16 protein-coding genes are annotated in these 16,696 nt (G+C 68.5%); 4 read left to right on the top strand and 12 right to left on the bottom strand.

Annotated features, from left to right (window positions below; genetic code table 11):
* Nucleotides 1-31: 31 nt before the first annotated feature.
* The 9 genes from J2W78_RS22545 to J2W78_RS22505 form a co-directional block, all read right to left on the bottom strand.
* The gene (locus tag J2W78_RS22545; RefSeq protein WP_253373800.1) at nucleotides 32-934 is read right to left on the bottom strand and encodes a transporter; all 903 of its coding nucleotides are present in this window, start codon (nucleotides 932-934) and stop codon (nucleotides 32-34) included.
* A gap of 347 nt (nucleotides 935-1,281) precedes the next feature.
* On the bottom strand, nucleotides 1,282-2,112 hold the full coding sequence (locus tag J2W78_RS22540) for a 3-keto-5-aminohexanoate cleavage protein (protein WP_437178558.1): 831 nt from the start codon (nucleotides 2,110-2,112) through the stop codon (nucleotides 1,282-1,284).
* Between the two features lie 55 nt (nucleotides 2,113-2,167).
* Complete coding sequence (locus J2W78_RS22535) at nucleotides 2,168-3,523, bottom strand: sigma-54-dependent transcriptional regulator (RefSeq protein ID WP_253373798.1); 1,356 nt, start codon at nucleotides 3,521-3,523, stop codon at nucleotides 2,168-2,170.
* Nucleotides 3,513-5,387, bottom strand: a complete 1,875-nt coding sequence (locus J2W78_RS22530; RefSeq protein WP_253373797.1) for a sensor histidine kinase — start codon at nucleotides 5,385-5,387, stop codon at nucleotides 3,513-3,515. The genes J2W78_RS22535 and J2W78_RS22530 overlap by 11 nt, the downstream gene beginning before the upstream one ends.
* A gap of 205 nt (nucleotides 5,388-5,592) precedes the next feature.
* Complete coding sequence (locus J2W78_RS22525) at nucleotides 5,593-6,462, bottom strand: ABC transporter ATP-binding protein (RefSeq protein ID WP_253373796.1); 870 nt, start codon at nucleotides 6,460-6,462, stop codon at nucleotides 5,593-5,595.
* An 8-nt stretch (nucleotides 6,463-6,470) separates the two neighbouring features.
* A complete protein-coding gene (locus tag J2W78_RS22520) occupies nucleotides 6,471-7,292 on the bottom strand; it encodes an ABC transporter permease (protein ID WP_253373795.1) in 822 nt (273 codons plus the stop codon).
* A gap of 14 nt (nucleotides 7,293-7,306) precedes the next feature.
* Complete coding sequence (locus J2W78_RS22515; protein ID WP_253373794.1) at nucleotides 7,307-8,287, bottom strand: ABC transporter substrate-binding protein; 981 nt, start codon at nucleotides 8,285-8,287, stop codon at nucleotides 7,307-7,309.
* Nucleotides 8,288-8,550: 263 nt separating this feature from the next.
* On the bottom strand, nucleotides 8,551-9,282 hold the full coding sequence (gene minC / locus J2W78_RS22510) for a septum site-determining protein MinC (RefSeq protein WP_253373793.1): 732 nt from the start codon (nucleotides 9,280-9,282) through the stop codon (nucleotides 8,551-8,553).
* Between the two features lie 138 nt (nucleotides 9,283-9,420).
* Complete coding sequence (locus J2W78_RS22505; RefSeq protein ID WP_253373792.1) at nucleotides 9,421-9,888, bottom strand: regulator; 468 nt, start codon at nucleotides 9,886-9,888, stop codon at nucleotides 9,421-9,423.
* 350 nt (nucleotides 9,889-10,238) lie between these two features.
* Between J2W78_RS22505 and typA the strand changes: the two genes are divergently transcribed.
* A complete protein-coding gene (typA, locus tag J2W78_RS22500; protein WP_253373791.1) occupies nucleotides 10,239-12,065 on the top strand; it encodes a translational GTPase TypA in 1,827 nt (608 codons plus the stop codon).
* 112 nt (nucleotides 12,066-12,177) lie between these two features.
* On the opposite strand, the gene J2W78_RS22495 is transcribed toward typA, so the two are convergent.
* Both J2W78_RS22495 and J2W78_RS22490 read right to left on the bottom strand, forming a co-directional pair.
* Nucleotides 12,178-13,866: a methyl-accepting chemotaxis protein gene (locus tag J2W78_RS22495; RefSeq protein WP_253373790.1), complete on the bottom strand. Its 1,689-nt coding sequence runs from the start codon at nucleotides 13,864-13,866 to the stop codon at nucleotides 12,178-12,180.
* A gap of 57 nt (nucleotides 13,867-13,923) precedes the next feature.
* Nucleotides 13,924-14,172, bottom strand: a complete 249-nt coding sequence (locus tag J2W78_RS22490) for a hypothetical protein (protein WP_253373789.1) — start codon at nucleotides 14,170-14,172, stop codon at nucleotides 13,924-13,926.
* A gap of 113 nt (nucleotides 14,173-14,285) precedes the next feature.
* Here J2W78_RS22490 and minC (J2W78_RS22485) point away from each other — a divergent pair, with 113 nt between their 5' ends.
* From minC (J2W78_RS22485) to minE, 3 genes are read left to right on the top strand one after another with little or no spacing between them, the layout of a single operon-like run.
* The gene (gene minC, locus J2W78_RS22485; protein ID WP_253374119.1) at nucleotides 14,286-14,924 is read left to right on the top strand and encodes a septum site-determining protein MinC; all 639 of its coding nucleotides are present in this window, start codon (nucleotides 14,286-14,288) and stop codon (nucleotides 14,922-14,924) included.
* Between the two features lie 12 nt (nucleotides 14,925-14,936).
* On the top strand, nucleotides 14,937-15,752 hold the full coding sequence (gene minD / locus J2W78_RS22480; RefSeq protein ID WP_003602600.1) for a septum site-determining protein MinD: 816 nt from the start codon (nucleotides 14,937-14,939) through the stop codon (nucleotides 15,750-15,752).
* A complete protein-coding gene (minE, locus tag J2W78_RS22475) occupies nucleotides 15,749-16,036 on the top strand; it encodes a cell division topological specificity factor MinE (RefSeq protein WP_056197183.1) in 288 nt (95 codons plus the stop codon). The genes minD and minE overlap by 4 nt, the downstream gene beginning before the upstream one ends.
* 205 nt (nucleotides 16,037-16,241) lie before the next feature.
* Here minE and J2W78_RS22470 read toward each other — a convergent pair whose 3' ends face one another.
* Entirely contained in the window at nucleotides 16,242-16,679 is a 438-nt protein-coding gene (locus J2W78_RS22470; protein WP_253373788.1) for a MarR family winged helix-turn-helix transcriptional regulator, read from the bottom strand.
* Nucleotides 16,680-16,696: the final 17 nt, after the last annotated feature.

Raw genomic sequence — 16,696 nt, 5'->3', positions numbered from 1 at the left:
TTGCCCGGCCCGCCCGAGGCGGGCCGGTTCGTCAGTCGCCGGCAACCGCCGGCCCCGCGGCGCTGTTGCGCCGGACCGTGACACGATTGGGAACCTGCTCGCCCTTGTCCGGCCGCCAGAGCGGCACGAGGAAGCGCAGCCAGGCACGGGTCTCCTCGCCGCCGAGATTGCGCTGGGCGATGTCGCGGGTGAGCATGGTCTGGACCGTGAACTTCTCGAAGGCGTAGCCCACGAGCCCGCCCATGGCGAACTGCCCCCCCGGCCGGTAGCCGGGCCTGTTGGTCGGCAGGTCGGTCGAGCCGAAGGCGACGGCGCCCACCTGCCACTTGCCGAAGCGCTTGGCTGCGGTCAGGTCGAGGTTCATGTAGTCGGAATAGTGCACGTTGGTCGGCGAGTTCTCCGCCAGCATCGTGCCGTAATGGAGGTTGGCCGTGACGTTCCAGCCATCGCCGACATAGCTGATCGCGAAGCGCTGGGCGATCGAGGCGGAGCGGAGCGCGAACAGCGTGTCGCTCGGCCAGAAGCCGCCGATGAAGTAGCTGACGCCGAGGTTGTCCGCGACCTTCCAGGCGATCTGGGCCGTCGTCAGCGGCTGGGCGAGACCCGCCTGCCAGGGTCCCTCCTGCGGGCTGACCGCGTTGAACGGGAACGACTGGATGAAGCGCAACTGCCCGCCGAGGACCTTCCAGGGCGTTGCCCATAGGAACACGACGAGGTTGTTGTTGCCCTGGTTGTCCCGAGGCAGCGTCCCGCGCTCAGCGAAGCTCGTCGTGAGGTTCATCTGCACGCCTTCCGGCACCTGCCAGCCCGTTGGGAGACCAACGGTGATGCCCGGGAGGGCCGCGGAGCGGGCCAGAGCCATGGAGGGCAGCCCGGCCAAACAAACGCACGTGACGATCTGCGCGTAGCGGCGCGCTTTCGGTCCGAACTGCAACGTCTTTCCCCCAATGGCTTGCCTGCGTGAGCCGCCCGTCCTCGGCTTCAGCGCTTCTTGATCCGTAGCCGCCCCACCTTGAGGGACGCAGCCACGCGGCAACAGCCGAGCTAGCCCCCATCAATTGATGGAATCTTGCTTCTGTTACAATTTTTTCAGAATACAACAGATTAAAATTATTTTTCTGATCTTTTCTATGTTGGGATTAAAACCGCCGGACAGGCGTATCGACGGCAGGGCCAACGTTAGAGGCCCGCTGGAATGCCCGCTCATCTCGGTCTGCACCTTGGACTGCGACGCCAATAGTCGCCAGCCGATACGGACCGCTGCGGGGGGCTCGGACGCGGTCAGGCCATCAGCGCCCGCGCGGTGTCGGCATCGGCCAGCGGGCGCCCGAGCAGGCGGGCACCCTCCGCGGCGCGGCGGATCTGGGCGGCATTGCTTTCGGCCGGGCTTCCGTCGGGCGCGAGCAGGCTGTTCTCGAAGCCGACGCGCACATGCCCGCCGAGGCCCGCCGCGACGAGGGCGCAGGCATTCTCCCGCGAGCCGAAGGCGCAGATCGACCAAAGCGGTACCCCCTCCCCTGCCGCTTCGAGGAAGGGCAGCAGGTCGGCGGGCCGCGAGACCTGTCCGGGCGTGTAGCGGCCGAGCACGAAGAGCGGGAAATCCCCGCCCTCGCCGAGCACACCGCGGCGTTTGAGGTCGGCGTAGCGGGCCACCTCGGCCGGTTCGTAGAGGATGATCTGCAGGAGGATGCGCTCGCGCCGCGCCCAGGCGAAAAAATCCGCCGCCGCAGTCTCGGCCCCGGCATCCGGCACGAGTTCGCGCAAAGCCAGCGAGACCGCCTCGGGGCGCGTGGCTCGCACCACCGCCATCTGCTCCGGGCCTTGGTAGCGCCCGGCGGCCTCCGAGGTGATTTGCACCACGAGGCGGTTCCCCACCTCCGCGCGGATCGCAGCGGTGACCGAGCGATACGCCTCCGCATCGAGGAGGTGACGGCCTGCCGGATCGCGGACATGGACGTGGATCAGGGCAGCGCCCGCCTCCACGATCTCGGCCGCGGTGCGGGCGATCTCGCTTTGCGTGATCGGCAGGGCCGGATGGTCGGCCTTGCTGCGGGTGGCGCCGTTGGGGGCGTTGGCGAGGATGAGCGGCGGACAGCCGGCGTCGTGGGTCATGGGCTCGATCGTCATGGACTCGGTCGTCATGGGCTCGGTCTCGCGGTCGAAAAGATCAGTCGCCCGCGCTCAAGCCCAGGCGCCGCATGCGGTCGGAGAGCGTCTTGCGCGGCAGGCCGAGGGTCCGCGCGGCCTCGGCGATGCGCTGGCCGGAGGCCTTGAGCGCGTCCTCGATGACGAGGCGCTCCACCCGGTCGAGCAGGGCGTCGAGGCTCGGCGCCGCGCCGGGGCCGCCGGCGAGGTCCGGGCTCAGGAAGCCGAGGATGGTGCGCTCGGCGGCGTTCTTGAGTTCGCGCACGTTGCCCGGCCAGTCGGCGAGCATCAGCGAACGGCGCAAGGACGGCGGCACCTCGATCACCGGGCGCTGGTACTTCACCGCCGCCTGGACGAGGAAGCGCTCGAACAGGAGCGGGATGTCCTCGCGGCGCTCGCGCAAGGGGGGCAGGGTCAGCGTCACCACGTTGAGGCGGAAATACAGGTCGCGGCGGAAGCGGCCGGCCTCCGAGAGCGCGTCGAGATCCTCCTTGGTGGCGGCCACCACCCGCAGATCGACCGGCACGCTGGTGTTCGAGCCGAGCCGCTCCACGCGCCGCTCCTGCAACACGCGCAGCAGCTTCACTTGGAGCGCCAGCGGCATGCTCTCGACCTCGTCGAGGAACAGCGTGCCGCCGCTCGCATGCTCGACCTTGCCGATGCGGCGCTTGCCCGCCCCGGTGAAGGCGCCGGCCTCGTGGCCGAACATCTCGCTCTCGAACATGCTCTCGGGGATGGCGCCGCAATTGATTGCCACGAAGGGTTTCGCCGCCCGCGCCCCGCCCTCGTGCAGCGCGCGGGCGACCTGCTCCTTGCCCGCCCCGGTCTCGCCGAGCACCAGCACGTCGGCGGCGGCCGAACTGAGCGAGGCGATGTCGTCGCGCAGCCGCCGCAGGGCCGGCGACTGACCGACGAGACAGCGCTCCACCGCGCTGCCCGGCGCGTCGCCGCGATCGAGGGCATCGCGCAGGCGGCGGTTCTCGATCACCAGCGCCCGCTTCTCCAGGGCCCGGCGGACCACCTCGACGAAGGCGTCGTTGACGAAGGGCTTCTCGATGAAGTGGTAGGCGCCCTCCCGCATGGCGGCGACCGCCATGGCGATGTCGCCGTGGCCGGTGACGAGCACCACCGGCAATTCGGGGTCGCGGCGGCGAATGTCAGCGAGGAGTTCGAGCCCGTCGCGGCCCGGAAGGCGTACGTCGCTCACGACGATGCCGGCAAAGCCGCGGGTGATGGCCGGCAGCGCCGCCTCCGCGCTGGCAAAAGCCTCGACAGCGATGCCGGCGAGTTGCAGCGCCTGCTCCATGGCAAGCCGAACCATTTCCTCGTCGTCGATCAGCACGACCCGCGCGGCGGCTGGCTCGGCCTCAGGAAACATGTCGCATTCTCTCTACACGGGGCGTGTCCGCGGCCTCCTTCATCGCGTCCCTGGCTACCTCCATCACGAGGTCGAAGGCGAGGCCGCCGCCGGGCATCGGCCGGGGCTGCAGGCTCGCCCCGAATTCGCGCGCGATGGCGAGCGAGATCGGCAGGCCGAGGCCGAGCCCCTCCCCCGCCGGCTTGGTGGTGAAGAACGGCTCGAACAGGCGCGCCAGCGCCGCCGCATCGAGGCCCGGCCCGTTATCTTCGACGCTGAGCACGACCTGCCCGTCCCCGGCCCAGGCGCGCACCGCGACCTCCGCACCGGAGCGCCCCTTCACCGCATCGAGGGCGTTGCCGACGAGGTTGACCAGCACCTGCGACAGGCGGATCGGCTCGAACACCACCCATCGCGCCGCCGGGTCGAGATCGGTCGTCACCCGCGCGCCCGCGTCGCGGATGCGGGATGAGAGGATGGCGAGGCTCTCCGAGACCGCTGCGCCGACATCGACCGCGACCCGCTCCGTCCCCGAGCGGCGGGAGAAGCTGCGCAACTGTCCGGTAATCTTGCCGAGCCGGTCCACCAGGGAGACGATGCGGGTCAGGTTGGCCGCCGTCTCCGCCTCCCGCCCCTGGCGCAGGAAGGCGGAGGCATTGTCGGCCAAGCCCCGCATGGCGGCGAGCGGCTGGTTGAGTTCGTGGGTGATGCCCGCCGCCATCTGGCCCAGCGTCGCCATCTTCGCCGCCTGGACCAGTTCCCCTTGCGCCTCGCGCAGGTCGCCCTCGGCACGGGTCCGCTCCTCGATCTCGCCCGCGAGTTTGAGGTTGGCCGCGCTGAGATCGGCGGTCCGCGCCGCGACCGCGGCCTCCAGCGCGCGTTGCGCCGCGCGATTCTCGCGCACCCGCCGCAGGTGCTGACGCCCGTAGAGGCCGATCAGCCCGAGCACGATCAGCGCCAGGATCGCGCCGGCCCGGGCGCTGCGCCCGGCGATGGCCACCGGCGCGGCGTCGGCGAAGAGCAGCAGCGTCCAGCCATAAGCCGGCAGGCTCGCCTCCTCGAACAGCGCGCGGGTCTGCGGCGTGGCCTCCGACCGGCTCACCAGAGGCACGCCTCCGACGGTGTCCGTCCGGCCGAGATCGATCGGGGCATGATCGTCGCGCCCGTACTGGCGCGTCCGCTCAATGGCGGCACGGGCAGCGGCGTCGAGCGGCTTCGTCGCGCGGAACTTGAGCGCCGGATCGGAGGCGAGGAAGACGATGCCGTTCTCGTCGGCCACCAGCACGCGGTCGCTGCCCTCGCGCCAGATCGTCTCCAGCGGGTCGAGGCCGACCTTGGTCGCCACCACGCCGCGCACCGTGCCGTCGATCATGACGGGCGCGCTGATGAAGTAGCCGGGCACGCCGGTCAGCGTCCCGATGGCGTAGAAGCGTCCGGTGCGTCCGGTGCGCGCTTCCGTGAAATAGGGACGATAGGAGAAGTCCTGGCCGACATAGGTCTGGGGCGTGTCCCAGTTCGACGCGGCGATGGTCAGGCCGGACGGGATCAGCAGGTAGACGACACCCGCCCCCGCCTCGCGGCTCAGCCGATGGAGATAGGCGTTGACGGTCGCGACCTGCGCCGGATCGTCGGGGGCGGCGAGCAACGACTGCACGCGCGGATCGAGGGCGGCGGCGGCCGGCAGGAAGCCGAACCGCTCGATGGTGCCCTCCAGGCTCCGGGCGTAGATCTCCGCCCGCTGGCGCGCGTCACCCGCGAGGCTTTCCGCCACGCGGGCCTCCGTCACCTCCCCCGCCTTCAGAACGGCCAAGACGGCCGCCGCCGCCAGCGCGGCGAGAATGAGGACACGCGCCGCCGTGGCGCGGGGGAAGGGCGTCACTCTCATGGACCGGACGAGGCTTCCGTCACCGCCCTCGTATGCGGTGAGCGATCTGATGCGGCTTCCGGTTGATCGAACGGGGGCCGCAACTCCCCCCTCTCCCCGCTCGGCGGGGAGAGGGGATCCGCAATCCCCGAAGTGATCATCTGGAAACGATGTGAGAGCCTAACATGGCAGCGCCGCAGGCCGAAGAAAGCCGCGGCGACGATCATCAATCCGTCGTCAGCCCCTTCATCTCCACCTGCTCGAAGCGGTGCTGCTCGGCGGTGACGAGGGCGGAGAGGTCGCGCTTCAGGGCGTTGAAGGCGGCCGAGGCGCTGTCGCGCGGGCGCGGCAGTTCCACCCGCAGGTCGCGCTTGATCGTGCCGGGGCGGTAGGTCAGCACCACGATGCGGTCGGCCAGATAGATCGATTCCTCGATCGAGTGGGTGACGAACACGATGGTCTTGCCGGTCGCCGCCCAGATCCGCAGCAGCTCGTCCTGGAGCGAGCGGCGGGTCAGGGCATCGAGCGCCCCGAACGGCTCGTCCATCAGCATCACCGGGCTGTCCAGAGCCAGAACGCGGGCGATCGCCACGCGTTGGCGCATGCCGCCGGACAGGTCCTTGGGGAAGCGGTCGCGGAACTCGGCGAGCTTGAGCATGTCGAGGAGCTCGGCCACCCGCGCCTGGATCGCCGCGCGGGACATGCCCTTGATCTCCAGACCGAAGGCGATGTTCTGCGCCACCGTCATCCAGGGAAACAGGGCGTATTCCTGGAACACCATGCCCCGGTCGGGACCGGGCGCGGCGACCGTGCGGCCCTCAACGTCGATGCCGCCGCGGGTCGGGTGCGAGAAGCCGGCGATGGCGTTGAGCAGCGTCGACTTCCCGCAGCCGGACGGGCCGAGCAGGCAGACGAACTCGCCGCGGTTGATGGTGAGGTCGATATCCTTGAGGGCGACGACCTCGCCACCGGGGACGGGGAAGATCTTGTCCATCCCCGAGACCACGATGTGCGGCGAGGCGGAGGCGGCCAGCGAGCCGGTGACGGGAACGGCGTCCTGCGTCACGGAAGCGATGGGATGCGGTTGCACGGACATGGGGGACCTCACGATTCCAGACCGCGATGCCAGCGGAGCAGGTGATTGTTCAGGCGGCTCACCGCCATGTCGATGACGAGGCCGAGCGCGCCGATGGTCAGCATCCCGGCGATGATCTTGTCGGACCAGAAGTATTCGCGCGCCTCGAGGATGCGGAAGCCGAGGCCGTTGTTGACCGCGATCATCTCGGCCACGATCACCACGATGAAGGCGGTGCCGATGCCGATGCGCGCCCCCGACAGGATGTAGGGAGTGGCGGCCGGCAGGATGACCCGCCGGAAGATCGTCATCCGGCTGGCGCCGAGGCTGCGGGCGGCGCGGATGTAGATCCCGTCCACGTGGCGCACGCCGGCGATGGTGTTCATCAGCACGGGGAAGAAGGCGCCGATGGCGATGAGGAACACCGCCGGAGCGTTGCCGAGGCCGAACCACAGGATCGAGAGCGGGATGTAGGCGATCGGCGGGATCGGCCGCAGCACCTGCATCAACGGGTTGATGTGGCGGTAGATGAGGTCGCTGGAGCCCATGAACAGCCCGAGCGGCAGGGCAAGCCCGGCGCCGACGGCGAAGCCGACGACGACGCGGTAGAGCGAGGCCACCGCATCGTGCAGCATCTCGCCGGAGAAGAGCCAGAGAAACCACGATCCGTGCTCGGGATCATAGGCTTCGAGCGGGGCGAGATAGGCCCACCAGCGCACCGCGACCGCGGCGGGCGAGGGCAGCACCATCGGGTTGACGAGCCCCGCCGTGCAGGCGAGCTGCCAGAGAACGAGTATGGCGACCGGAACCGCCAGCCCCTCGGCCAGGGGTTTGAGACGGGAGGTGTTCACGGGAAAAACCCTCCTCAGTTCGTGCCGGCGGAGGCTTTGGCGGCCTCCAAGAGGTCGAGCTTCACCCACTCGGCGGCCTTGGCGGGCTTCGACATCTTGCCGATGCCGTGCTCGGCCATGACGTCGGTGGTCCTCTGGATGTGGTCGGCGCTCATCTCCAGGGTGTAGGGCGAGTTGGCGAGCGCCTCCTGGAACTCGGCGGCCGTGACCTGGCCCTTGAACACGTCTTGCGTGACGAAGGTCTCGGCGGCCTTCGGATTGTCCATGAAGGTCTTCTGCGCCTTCACGAAGCACTCCATGAACTTGGACGCGAGCGGCTTCTTCTCGCCGTAGAACTTCTCCGTCATCACCAGGGTGCGGATCGGCGAGCCGACCGGCGTGTCGTAGGGCTTGATCACCTCGACGCCGAAGCCGCGGGCGATGGCCTGGGCCGATTGCGGCTCGGTCTGCATGATCGCATCGACCTGCTTCTGCAGCAGCGCCTGGTTCAGATCCGGGTAGCCGAGATAGATCAGGTTGACGTCGCGGGCCTTGAGGCCGTGCTTGGCCATCTCGGCGCCGAGCAGCACCTCCTGGATCGAGCCACGGGTGACGCCGACCTTCTTCCCCTTGAGGTCGGCGGCCGACTTGATGCCGGAATCCGGTGTCGCCAGCAGGCGGGCGCCACCCTTGGCGAAGCCGCCGACGATGAAGACCTGGGCGCCGTTGCCGCGGGCCGAGATCGCGGCCTCCGAGGCGGTGGCGCCGACATCGAGTTCGCCGGCCAGCATCGCCTGCATGATGTCGGGCCCCTTGGCGAAGATCTTGAGATCGACGGTCAGGCCGCAGGTTTTGGCGATTTCCTTGACGTAGGAGACGCCGGCGAAGTGAGCGAGCTTGAGGTTGCCGACGCGGACCACCTCCTGCGCCGAGAGCGGGAGCGGGGCGAGCAGCGCGGCGCTCGCGGCGGCGAGCATCGCGAGGCTGCGACGCGTGAAACGGAGGCGTTCGAGCAAGGGGCTTCTCCCGGATAGCCCGGCTCTGCGGCCGGTGCGAATGGTCCGGTCGTCTCTGCAGAGCGCATGCCAGCCATGCAGGAAGTGCTCACATTCCTGCAATTTACTGCTTGGAAAGGGTTTTTCTGGACTTTTCTAATTCACATCCGAATGACGGGTGGCGGATTTCCGCCACCTGGGCCGTCGGGGGGGCGGATGACCGCCACCCGCACGCTTTCGTGAGGAATGGGCACAGCCGGGTGACGCGTGCCGAAAACGAAGCGTCAGTCGAGCGGCACGAGGACGATGGCGTCACCTTCGAGACGCGCCTGGACCGACTGGCCCCAACGCACGCCGCCGAGATCGTCTGCGGTCTTGTAAAGACCGTCGATGGCGACGAGTTCCGGCTCGAACTTGCGGGTGAGGATGCGTGCCCCCGGATCACCCACCGCGCCCGCGATCGCCCGGCCGCGCAGGGCGCCGTAGATGTGGATCGAGCCGCCCGCGATCACCTCTGCGCCAGAGGCGACCGACCCCATCACGGTCACGTCGCCGTCGAGATGCTGGATCACTTGGCCCGAGCGTACCGGCGCGTCGAGGACAAAGGAGCGGGTCCGGGCCGGGGCCGCGGACGCCACCAAAGCCGGAGCGGACGAATGGTCCGTCGCAGCCGGCGCCTCGGCGGCGCCGGGTTCGGGGGGCGCGATGTCCTCGACCGGCTTGCCCCCCACCAGAGGCGGCGGGAAGCCGGGCCCGAGCGAGGTCGGCCCGATGCCCTCGATGCCGAGGATGGTGATGGAGCGCCGGTTCAATTCCTCGCAGAGATAGGCGAGGTCCGAACGCTCGAAGCGCAGGCCAGTCACGTCGAGGATGATCGCCCGCACCGAGAAGAAGGCGGGCGCGCGCCGCTTGAGCGCATCGAGTTCGGCAAGCCACTGATCGATCGGCGGCACGGGGGCCAGCACCATCGCTAGGAAGGAGCGGCCGCGGAAGCGGATCGGGGGACGGTCGGTCACGGGAAAGTTCGCGGCGAAGGGATCATGCCCGGAAGCTTATGGCAGATCCCCGACCCGTCCGGCCAGGAGCCGGCGCTCCTCAACAGCAAAGTGGCGCGCGGGGCGCCGACTGCCGAGGCGGAGGCCGGCTCCTGTCGCTCAGGCCGGGCGGGCGCCAACGTGGGCGAGCACGCCGTTGGCGACCTGCGCGTCGTAGAGGGCTTGGACGTCGGCGATGCCGAGCGGCTGGTCCGGTCCACCGTCCGCGCCCAGGAATAGGTAGATCGTGTCCTCGACCCCGCGGTGACCGAAGAAGACGATCGCTTCGCTCTCGCCCGCCCCCTCGAAATGCGGCTCGCCGTTGACGACGCCTTCGACGTAGCTGCCCGTGGGCCGTATCTCCTTCAGCGTGCCGTCCGGGCGGTAGAAGCGCAGTTCACCCTGCAGCACCAGGGTGAAGTACGGGCAGGTGTGGCGGTGGAGCGGCTGTCGCGTCCACGGCGCGAACTTGTAGACGATATCGACGATCCCGCTCGCCGCATCGCACTTGTAGATGAAGAAGGCGACGTCATCGAAGCCGTCCAGTCTGCGCCAGGGGATGTTGCTGTCGTCGAAGGTGCTCGGCATGGCGTTTCCTCGCGATTGGGTTCCTCTCCGGTCCGGGCGTCGCGGCCCGGTACCCGATCCTCCGGCTGCCCGAACCGACAACGGAGCCGGGAGCCCGCATCATAGCGCAGCGGGCGAGCCGGACTTGCCGGAAGGTGACAGGACCTTCGACCGGCCCCTGCTCGGGGAGGCCGAGCCCGGCGTACCCCGCGCGGCAGCCCCCGCACGGTTGGAATACCCACCGGCTTGCAGGATCACCCCGGTTTCCTCTATTGCAGCGCGACACTGCCCGATTCCCGTGAGCCCGCCGCGACGGTCGCCTGAGAGCGTTCCGCCACGTGACGGGCTCGCCATGCTTCCGAGACCCTCCGATGAAGCTGCGCAACATCGCCATCATCGCCCACGTCGATCACGGTAAGACGACGCTGGTCGACAAGCTGCTTCAGCAGTCCGGCACCTTCCGCGAAAACCAGCGGGTCGAGGAACGGGCGATGGATTCCAACGACCTCGAGAAGGAGCGTGGCATCACGATCCTGGCCAAGGCGACCTCGGTCGTCTGGCACGACACCCGCGTCAACATCGTCGACACCCCCGGCCACGCCGATTTCGGCGGCGAGGTGGAGCGCATCCTCTCGATGGTCGACGGCGTCATCGTGCTGGTCGATGCCGCCGAGGGCCCGATGCCGCAGACCAAGTTCGTGGTCGGCAAGGCGCTCAAAATCGGCCTTCGCCCGATCGTCGCGATCAACAAGGTCGATCGCCCGGATGCGCGCATCAACGAGGTCGTGAACGAGGTGTTCGACCTGTTCGCGGCGCTCGACGCTACCGACGAGCAGCTCGACTTCCCGATCCTCTACGGCTCGGGCCGCAACGGCTGGATGGCCGATTCGCCGGATGCTTCGCCGGATGTCGGCCTCGCGCCGCTGTTCGATCTCGTGCTCAAGCACGTGCCGCAGGCCCGCGTCGAAGAGGGCCCGTTCCGGATGCTCGGCACGCTGCTCGAAGCCAACCCGTTCCTCGGCCGCATCATCACCGGGCGCATCGCCTCCGGCACGGTGAAGCCGAACCAGTCGATCAAGGTTCTCGACCGCACCGGCAAGGTCGTGGAGACCGGCCGCGTCTCGAAGATCCTCGCCTTCCGCGGCCTTGAGCGCGCGCCGATCGAGGTCGGCGAGGCAGGCGACATCGTCTCCATCGCCGGTCTGGTGAAGGGCACGGTGGCCGACACCTTCTGCGACCCGCAGGTCGAGACCCCGATCCAGGCCCAGCCGATCGATCCGCCGACCGTCACCATGTCCTTCATCGTCAACGATTCGCCGCTGGCCGGCACCGAGGGCGACAAGGTCACGAGCCGCATGATCCGCGACCGCCTGTTCAAGGAGGCCGAGGGCAACGTCACGCTCAAGATCGAGGAAGCCGCCGACAAGGACTCGTTCTACGTCTCCGGCCGCGGCGAGCTGCAGCTCTCGATCCTGATCGAGACCATGCGCCGCGAGGGCTTCGAGGTCGCCGTGTCGCGTCCGCGCGTGGTGCTGGAGAAGGACGAAGCCGGCGAGATCCTGGAGCCGGTCGAGGAGGTCGTGGTCGACGTCGACGAGGAGTATTCCGGCGTCGTCGTGCAGAAGATGTCCGAGCGCAAGGCCGAGATGATCGAGATGCGGCCCTCGGGCGGCAACCGTCTCCGGCTCGTCTTCCACGCGCCCACCCGCGGCCTCATCGGCTACCAGGGCGAGCTGATGACCGACACCCGCGGCACCGCGATCATGAACCGCCTGTTCAAGGCCTACGAGCCCTACAAGGGCGAGATCTCCGGCCGCCGCAACGGCGTGCTGATCTCGAACGACAAGGGCGAGGCCGTGGCCTACGCCATGTGGAACCTCGAAGACCGCGGCCCGATGATGATCGAGCCCGGCGCCAAGGTCTATCAGGGCATGATCGTCGGCGAGCACAACCGCGAGAACGACCTCGAGGTGAACGTGCTCAAGGGCAAGAAGCTCACCAACATCCGCACCACCTCGAAGGACGAGGCCGTGCGCCTGACGCCGCCGATCCGGATGACGCTGGAGAAGTCGCTGGCCTGGATTCAGGACGACGAGCTGATGGAAGTCACGCCGAAATCGATCCGCCTGCGCAAGATCCATCTCGACCCGAACGAGCGCAAGCGCTTCGAGCGGTCGAAGGAAGCGCTGACGGGCTGATCCTCAAGGCCCAGCGGACGAAAACGAAAAGGCCCCGATGCGTACACCGCATCGGGGCCTTTTCGTTCGCGGCCTCCCCGGATGCCAGTTCGGCACCCGGGGCCGGCCTGCCTCAGGCCGCCCGCACCGTGTGGAGGAACTGGCGGACCTGGCCATCGAGATGCTCGGACTGACGCGACAGTTCGGAGGCCGAGATCAGCACTTGGCTCGCCGCTGCCCCGGTCTCCTCGGCCGCCACCGCGACGCTCGCGACGTTGCCCGTCACCGCACCGGTGCCGGCGGACGCCTCGGAGACGTTGCGCACGATCTCCTGGGTCGCAGCGCCCTGCTCCTCCACCGCCGCCGCGATCGAGCCGGCCAGCTCGTCGATGTCGCGGATGCGGGCGGCGATATCGCCGATGGCTGCAACCGCCTGCCCGGTGATGGCCTGAACCTGGCCGATCTGGTTGGAGATCTCGCCGGTGGCCCGAGCGGTCTGGTTGGCGAGTTCCTTGACCTCGGCCGCGACCACCGCAAAGCCTCGGCCCGCTTCGCCCGCGCGCGCCGCCTCGATGGTCGCGTTGAGCGCCAGCAGGTTGGTCTGGCCGGCGATGGTGGAGATCAGCCCCACCACGTCGCCGATCTTGGCCGCGGCGACGCTGAGATCCTGCACGAGCTGCGCCGTGCCCTCGGCCTCGACGACCGCCTTCTGCGCCAACGCGGTCGAGCCGGTGACCTGCCGGGCGATCTCCTGCACCGAGGCACCGAGCTCCTCGGCCGCTGCGGCGACCGTGCCGACATTCGTCGCGGCCTCCTCCGCGGCGGAGGCGGCGGCGTTCGATTGGTCGGCCGTCTGCGAGGCGGTGCCCGCCATGCTCTGCGCGGTCGCCTGCAGCTTGGTGGCGGCGGCGGAGACTGTGCCGACGATACCGCTCACCGCCCGCTCGAAGTTGTCGGCCATGTCGCGCATCGCCGCCTTGCGCTGCGCCTCGGCACCGGCCCTCGCCAGGGCGGTCTCTTCCTCGAGGGCGCGGGTGCGGATCAGGTTGTCCTTGAACACCTGGACCGCGTTCGCCATCGCCCCGATCTCCTCGCGGCGCTCACGGAAGGGGATCTCGACGCTCGCATCGCCCTCCGCGAGGCGGCTCATCAGCCCGGTCATGCGACGAATGGGACGTGCGACGAAGCCGTTGAGCAGAAGGATGCCGAGGCCGGCGGCGGCCAGCAGCGCCGCGAGGCCCGCGCTGACGGCGAAGCGAGACGCGCTCGCAGCCTCCTCCGCGATCCGGCCGCGTGTTTCCAGCAGGGCCCGCTCGGTGCCGGCGATCACGGCGGCGACCTTGCGGACCGTGTCCATGGCGCTCTTGCCGGCACCGGACGCCTCGATCCGGCGCGCCTGCTCCCGGGTCGCCTCGTCGCGCATCAGCGCGATCTCGCGCTCGGCGACATCGCGGTTCCACTGGCCCACGGCCGCATCGAGAGCGTCGAGCCGGCGAAGCTGCTCGGCGTTGTCGGAGACGAGCGCGCGCAGCCGCCCCAGCGCCTCGGCATAGCTCTTGGTTCCGGCGTGGAACGGTTCGAGGAAGGCGGTGTCGGCCGAGACGAGGTAGCCGCGCAGGCCCGTCTCCCGATCCACCACGCTGGCTGTCAGCCGGTCGAGATCCAAGAGGACTTGGTAGGTGTGCTCGCGCCAGCGGTTGGTTTCCTCGATCGTGCCGAGGCTGCGCCAACTGATGAAGGTCGAGCTGCAGACGGCGAGGATCACGAGGGCGAAGACGACAACGAGTTTTGCGATGATAGAAAGGTTGGCGATGGCACGCATACGCAGATCCAGAGGGTCGAATGCGCTGCACGACGGCGGCGCTTAAACAAATGATAGTCACGGCGTGCCTAAGGCGCCGTTAATCCGGTATTGCCCGAGAAAATTGTGTGCCCATGCCGCCGAGCCTGGCTCGCCGGCCTGATTCGCGCCGATCACAGGATCCGGCGATCCCATGGGCACAGGCCGGCTTAAGGATTGTTTCCAGCCGACACGCTTCATCCAAACCACTGGCACGACGATCGTTTTCTGGAAGGTATGGATGGACTGGAAAAATCTTGCCCGGCAATTTTTGCCCGGCGCGCGCAAAAATTAACTCCCCGGTAACTATCCGGACGGTCAATGGGCGTGTCGGTAAGGAAACGTCAACGCCCGTGACCAGCCCCGCTCCCACCCGCCCCTCACTGCCCCTGCGAGGCCGCGTGTTCCGCGCCGTCTCATTGGCGCCGGAAGCCCCCCTCGCCGATTGGCTCGCCCTTCTGGACGCCGCCCTGAAGCGATCGGCCACGCTGTTCGACGACAGGGCCGTGATCCTCGACGTCGCCGGGCTCAAGCCCGCGCCGTCCGAGTTGGAGACCCTGATCGCCGAGCTGTCGGCGCGAAAGCTGCGCATCCTCGGCATCGAGGGCGCGGAGGCTCCGCTGCCCTCGCTCCTTCCGCCGCGGCTCGTCGGCGGTCGCCCCGCCGGTGACGTCTTCGAGGCGCCGGCGTTCGAGGAAGAGAAGCCGGGCGTGTCGTCCCTCACCATCGAGGGCTCGGTGCGCTCGGGCCAAAGCATCGTCCACCGCGAGGGGGACGTGACCGTGATGGGCTCGGTGTCCTCAGGGGCAGAGATCCTCGCGGGCGGCTCCATCCACGTCTACGGCGCCCTGCGCGGGCGGGCCATCGCGGGCGCCGCCCGCAACCCCCGCGCACGCATCTACTGCCGCAAGTTCGAGCCCGAGCTTCTCGGCATCGACCGCCTCGTCCGCACGGCCGAGGACATGGGCACTCACCTGCGCGGTCAAGCGGTCCAGATCTGGTCCGACGGCGGCGCGATCAAAATTGCAGCCTTGGGTTAAGGGGAAACGAGAATGGCCAAGGTTCTTTGTGTCACGTCCGGTAAGGGCGGCGTCGGCAAGACCACCACGACGGCAGCGCTCGGTGCGGCGCTGGCGCAGGCCGGCGAGAAGGTCTGCGTGGTCGATTTCGACGTCGGCCTGCGCAACCTCGACCTGATCATGGGCGCCGAGCGCCGCGTGGTCTACGACCTGATCAACGTCACCAACGGCGACGCCAAGCTGCCGCAGGCGCTGATCCGCGACAAGCGCCTGGAAAACCTCTCCCTGCTGCCCGCCTCGCAGACCCGCGACAAGGACGCGCTCACCGACGAAGGCGTCGAGCGGGTGATGGGCGAGCTGCGCGAGAAGTTCGACTGGATCGTCTGCGACAGCCCCGCCGGCATCGAGCGCGGCGCCCAGCTCGCCATGCGCCACGCCGACGTGGCCGTGGTGGTGACGAACCCGGAAGTCTCCTCGGTGCGCGACTCGGACCGGATCATCGGCCTGCTCGACTCCAAGACCGTGCGCGCCGAGCGCGGCGACACGATCGAGAAGCACCTGATCCTGACCCGCTTCGACCCGGCCCGCGCCGACCGCGGCGACATGCTGAAAGTGGACGACGTGCTCGAGATCCTCTCGATCCCGCTGCTGGCCATCATCCCGGAGAGCCTCGAAGTCCTGCGCGCCTCGAACGTCGGCTGCCCGGTGACGCTCAACAACCCGCTCTGCGCGCCCTCCCGCGCCTACATCGATGCCGTGCGTCGCCTGAAGGGCGAGACCGTGCCGATGGCGATCCCCTCCGACCGCAAATCCCTGATCAACAAGCTGTTCACACGGAGGGCCGCATGAGTGTCCTGACCTTCCTCAAGCCGCGCGGCTCCGGTTCGGTCGCCCGCGAACGCCTGCAGCTCATCCTCGCGCACGAGCGCGTGGAGAATGGGCGGCCCGACCTGATCATCACCTTGCGCGAAGAGATCCTGAACGTGATCGCCAAGCACGTCACGGTCGAGCGCGACAAGGTGCAGATCAAGCTGGAGCGGGGCGAGGGTGTCTCGACGCTCGGCGTCGACATCGAATTCCCCGTCGATGCGGTTCTCAAGCCGAAGGCGAAGGCCAAGCGCGCCATCGCGTGATCCGGCCCACGCGAGGTCTTCGCACGAACGCTGACCCGCGGCATCGCAGCGATGCCGCGGGTCTCCTCGTTGCGTGGGCATTCATGGAAGCGGGCCCCACGCCGCAGACCGAGGCTTTCGCACCTACGAAGCCCCCAGCATGACGAGCGGTCGAGCGGCGGCCCAGATCAGGACAGGCAAAACCCCGTCAGGCAGTGCCGGCGCTTCACAGGGTTTTCTCCATCTCTTCTGCAATGATGGCCATGTAGCCGGGAAGTAGTGCATCGAGCGTCTCTCGCCCGATCCTGGTCAGACCGACCTGTTTGATCCTGGCATCTTGAGCGTCCTTCTCCTGGGTGACCAACCCGTCGTCGAGAAGGGCCCGCAACGTGCGCGCGACGACGGGGCCGGCAACATCCAATCGCTCCGTGATCTCGCCGACGGTCAGCGTCTCGCGATCAGGTTCCCGGTCGATGACGATGAGGACCAAGAAGCGAACCTGCGACAGACCATGGCTGCTGAAGTAATTCTCCAGATGCCGGATCATCAAGCTTGCCCTACGCATGATGGCAAGCCCGGAAGCGATCGTCTCTGTGGCAACGCCGTAGGCGTCGGCATAGCCTTCGATCATCTGTCGCGACGGAAGTTCCTTCAGGAAGAACACGCACGCTCCGCCGTAAT

Origin of the sequence: Methylorubrum extorquens, from assembly GCF_024169925.1 — a bacterium.
Taxonomy (GTDB): Bacteria; Pseudomonadota; Alphaproteobacteria; order Rhizobiales; family Beijerinckiaceae; genus Methylobacterium; species Methylobacterium extorquens_A.
This window is presented reverse-complemented; position numbering and strand designations above follow the sequence as displayed.

Bases quoted from the DNA above. Each gene is read 5' to 3' on its own strand.
- J2W78_RS22540 (WP_437178558.1), bottom strand. From the start codon at position 2,112: ATGACCCACGACGCCGGCTGTCCGCCGCTCATCCTCGCCAACGCCCCC.
- J2W78_RS22535 (WP_253373798.1), bottom strand. From the start codon at position 3,523: ATGTTTCCTGAGGCCGAGCCAGCCGCCGCGCGGGTCGTGCTGATCGAC.
- J2W78_RS22530 (WP_253373797.1), bottom strand. From the start codon at position 5,387: ATGAGAGTGACGCCCTTCCCCCGCGCCACGGCGGCGCGTGTCCTCATT.
- J2W78_RS22525 (WP_253373796.1), bottom strand. From the start codon at position 6,462: ATGTCCGTGCAACCGCATCCCATCGCTTCCGTGACGCAGGACGCCGTT.
- J2W78_RS22505 (WP_253373792.1), bottom strand. From the start codon at position 9,888: ATGCCGAGCACCTTCGACGACAGCAACATCCCCTGGCGCAGACTGGAC.
- typA (WP_253373791.1), top strand. From the start codon at position 10,239: ATGAAGCTGCGCAACATCGCCATCATCGCCCACGTCGATCACGGTAAG.
- J2W78_RS22495 (WP_253373790.1), bottom strand. From the start codon at position 13,866: ATGCGTGCCATCGCCAACCTTTCTATCATCGCAAAACTCGTTGTCGTC.
- minD (WP_003602600.1), top strand. From the start codon at position 14,937: ATGGCCAAGGTTCTTTGTGTCACGTCCGGTAAGGGCGGCGTCGGCAAG.
- minE (WP_056197183.1), top strand. From the start codon at position 15,749: ATGAGTGTCCTGACCTTCCTCAAGCCGCGCGGCTCCGGTTCGGTCGCC.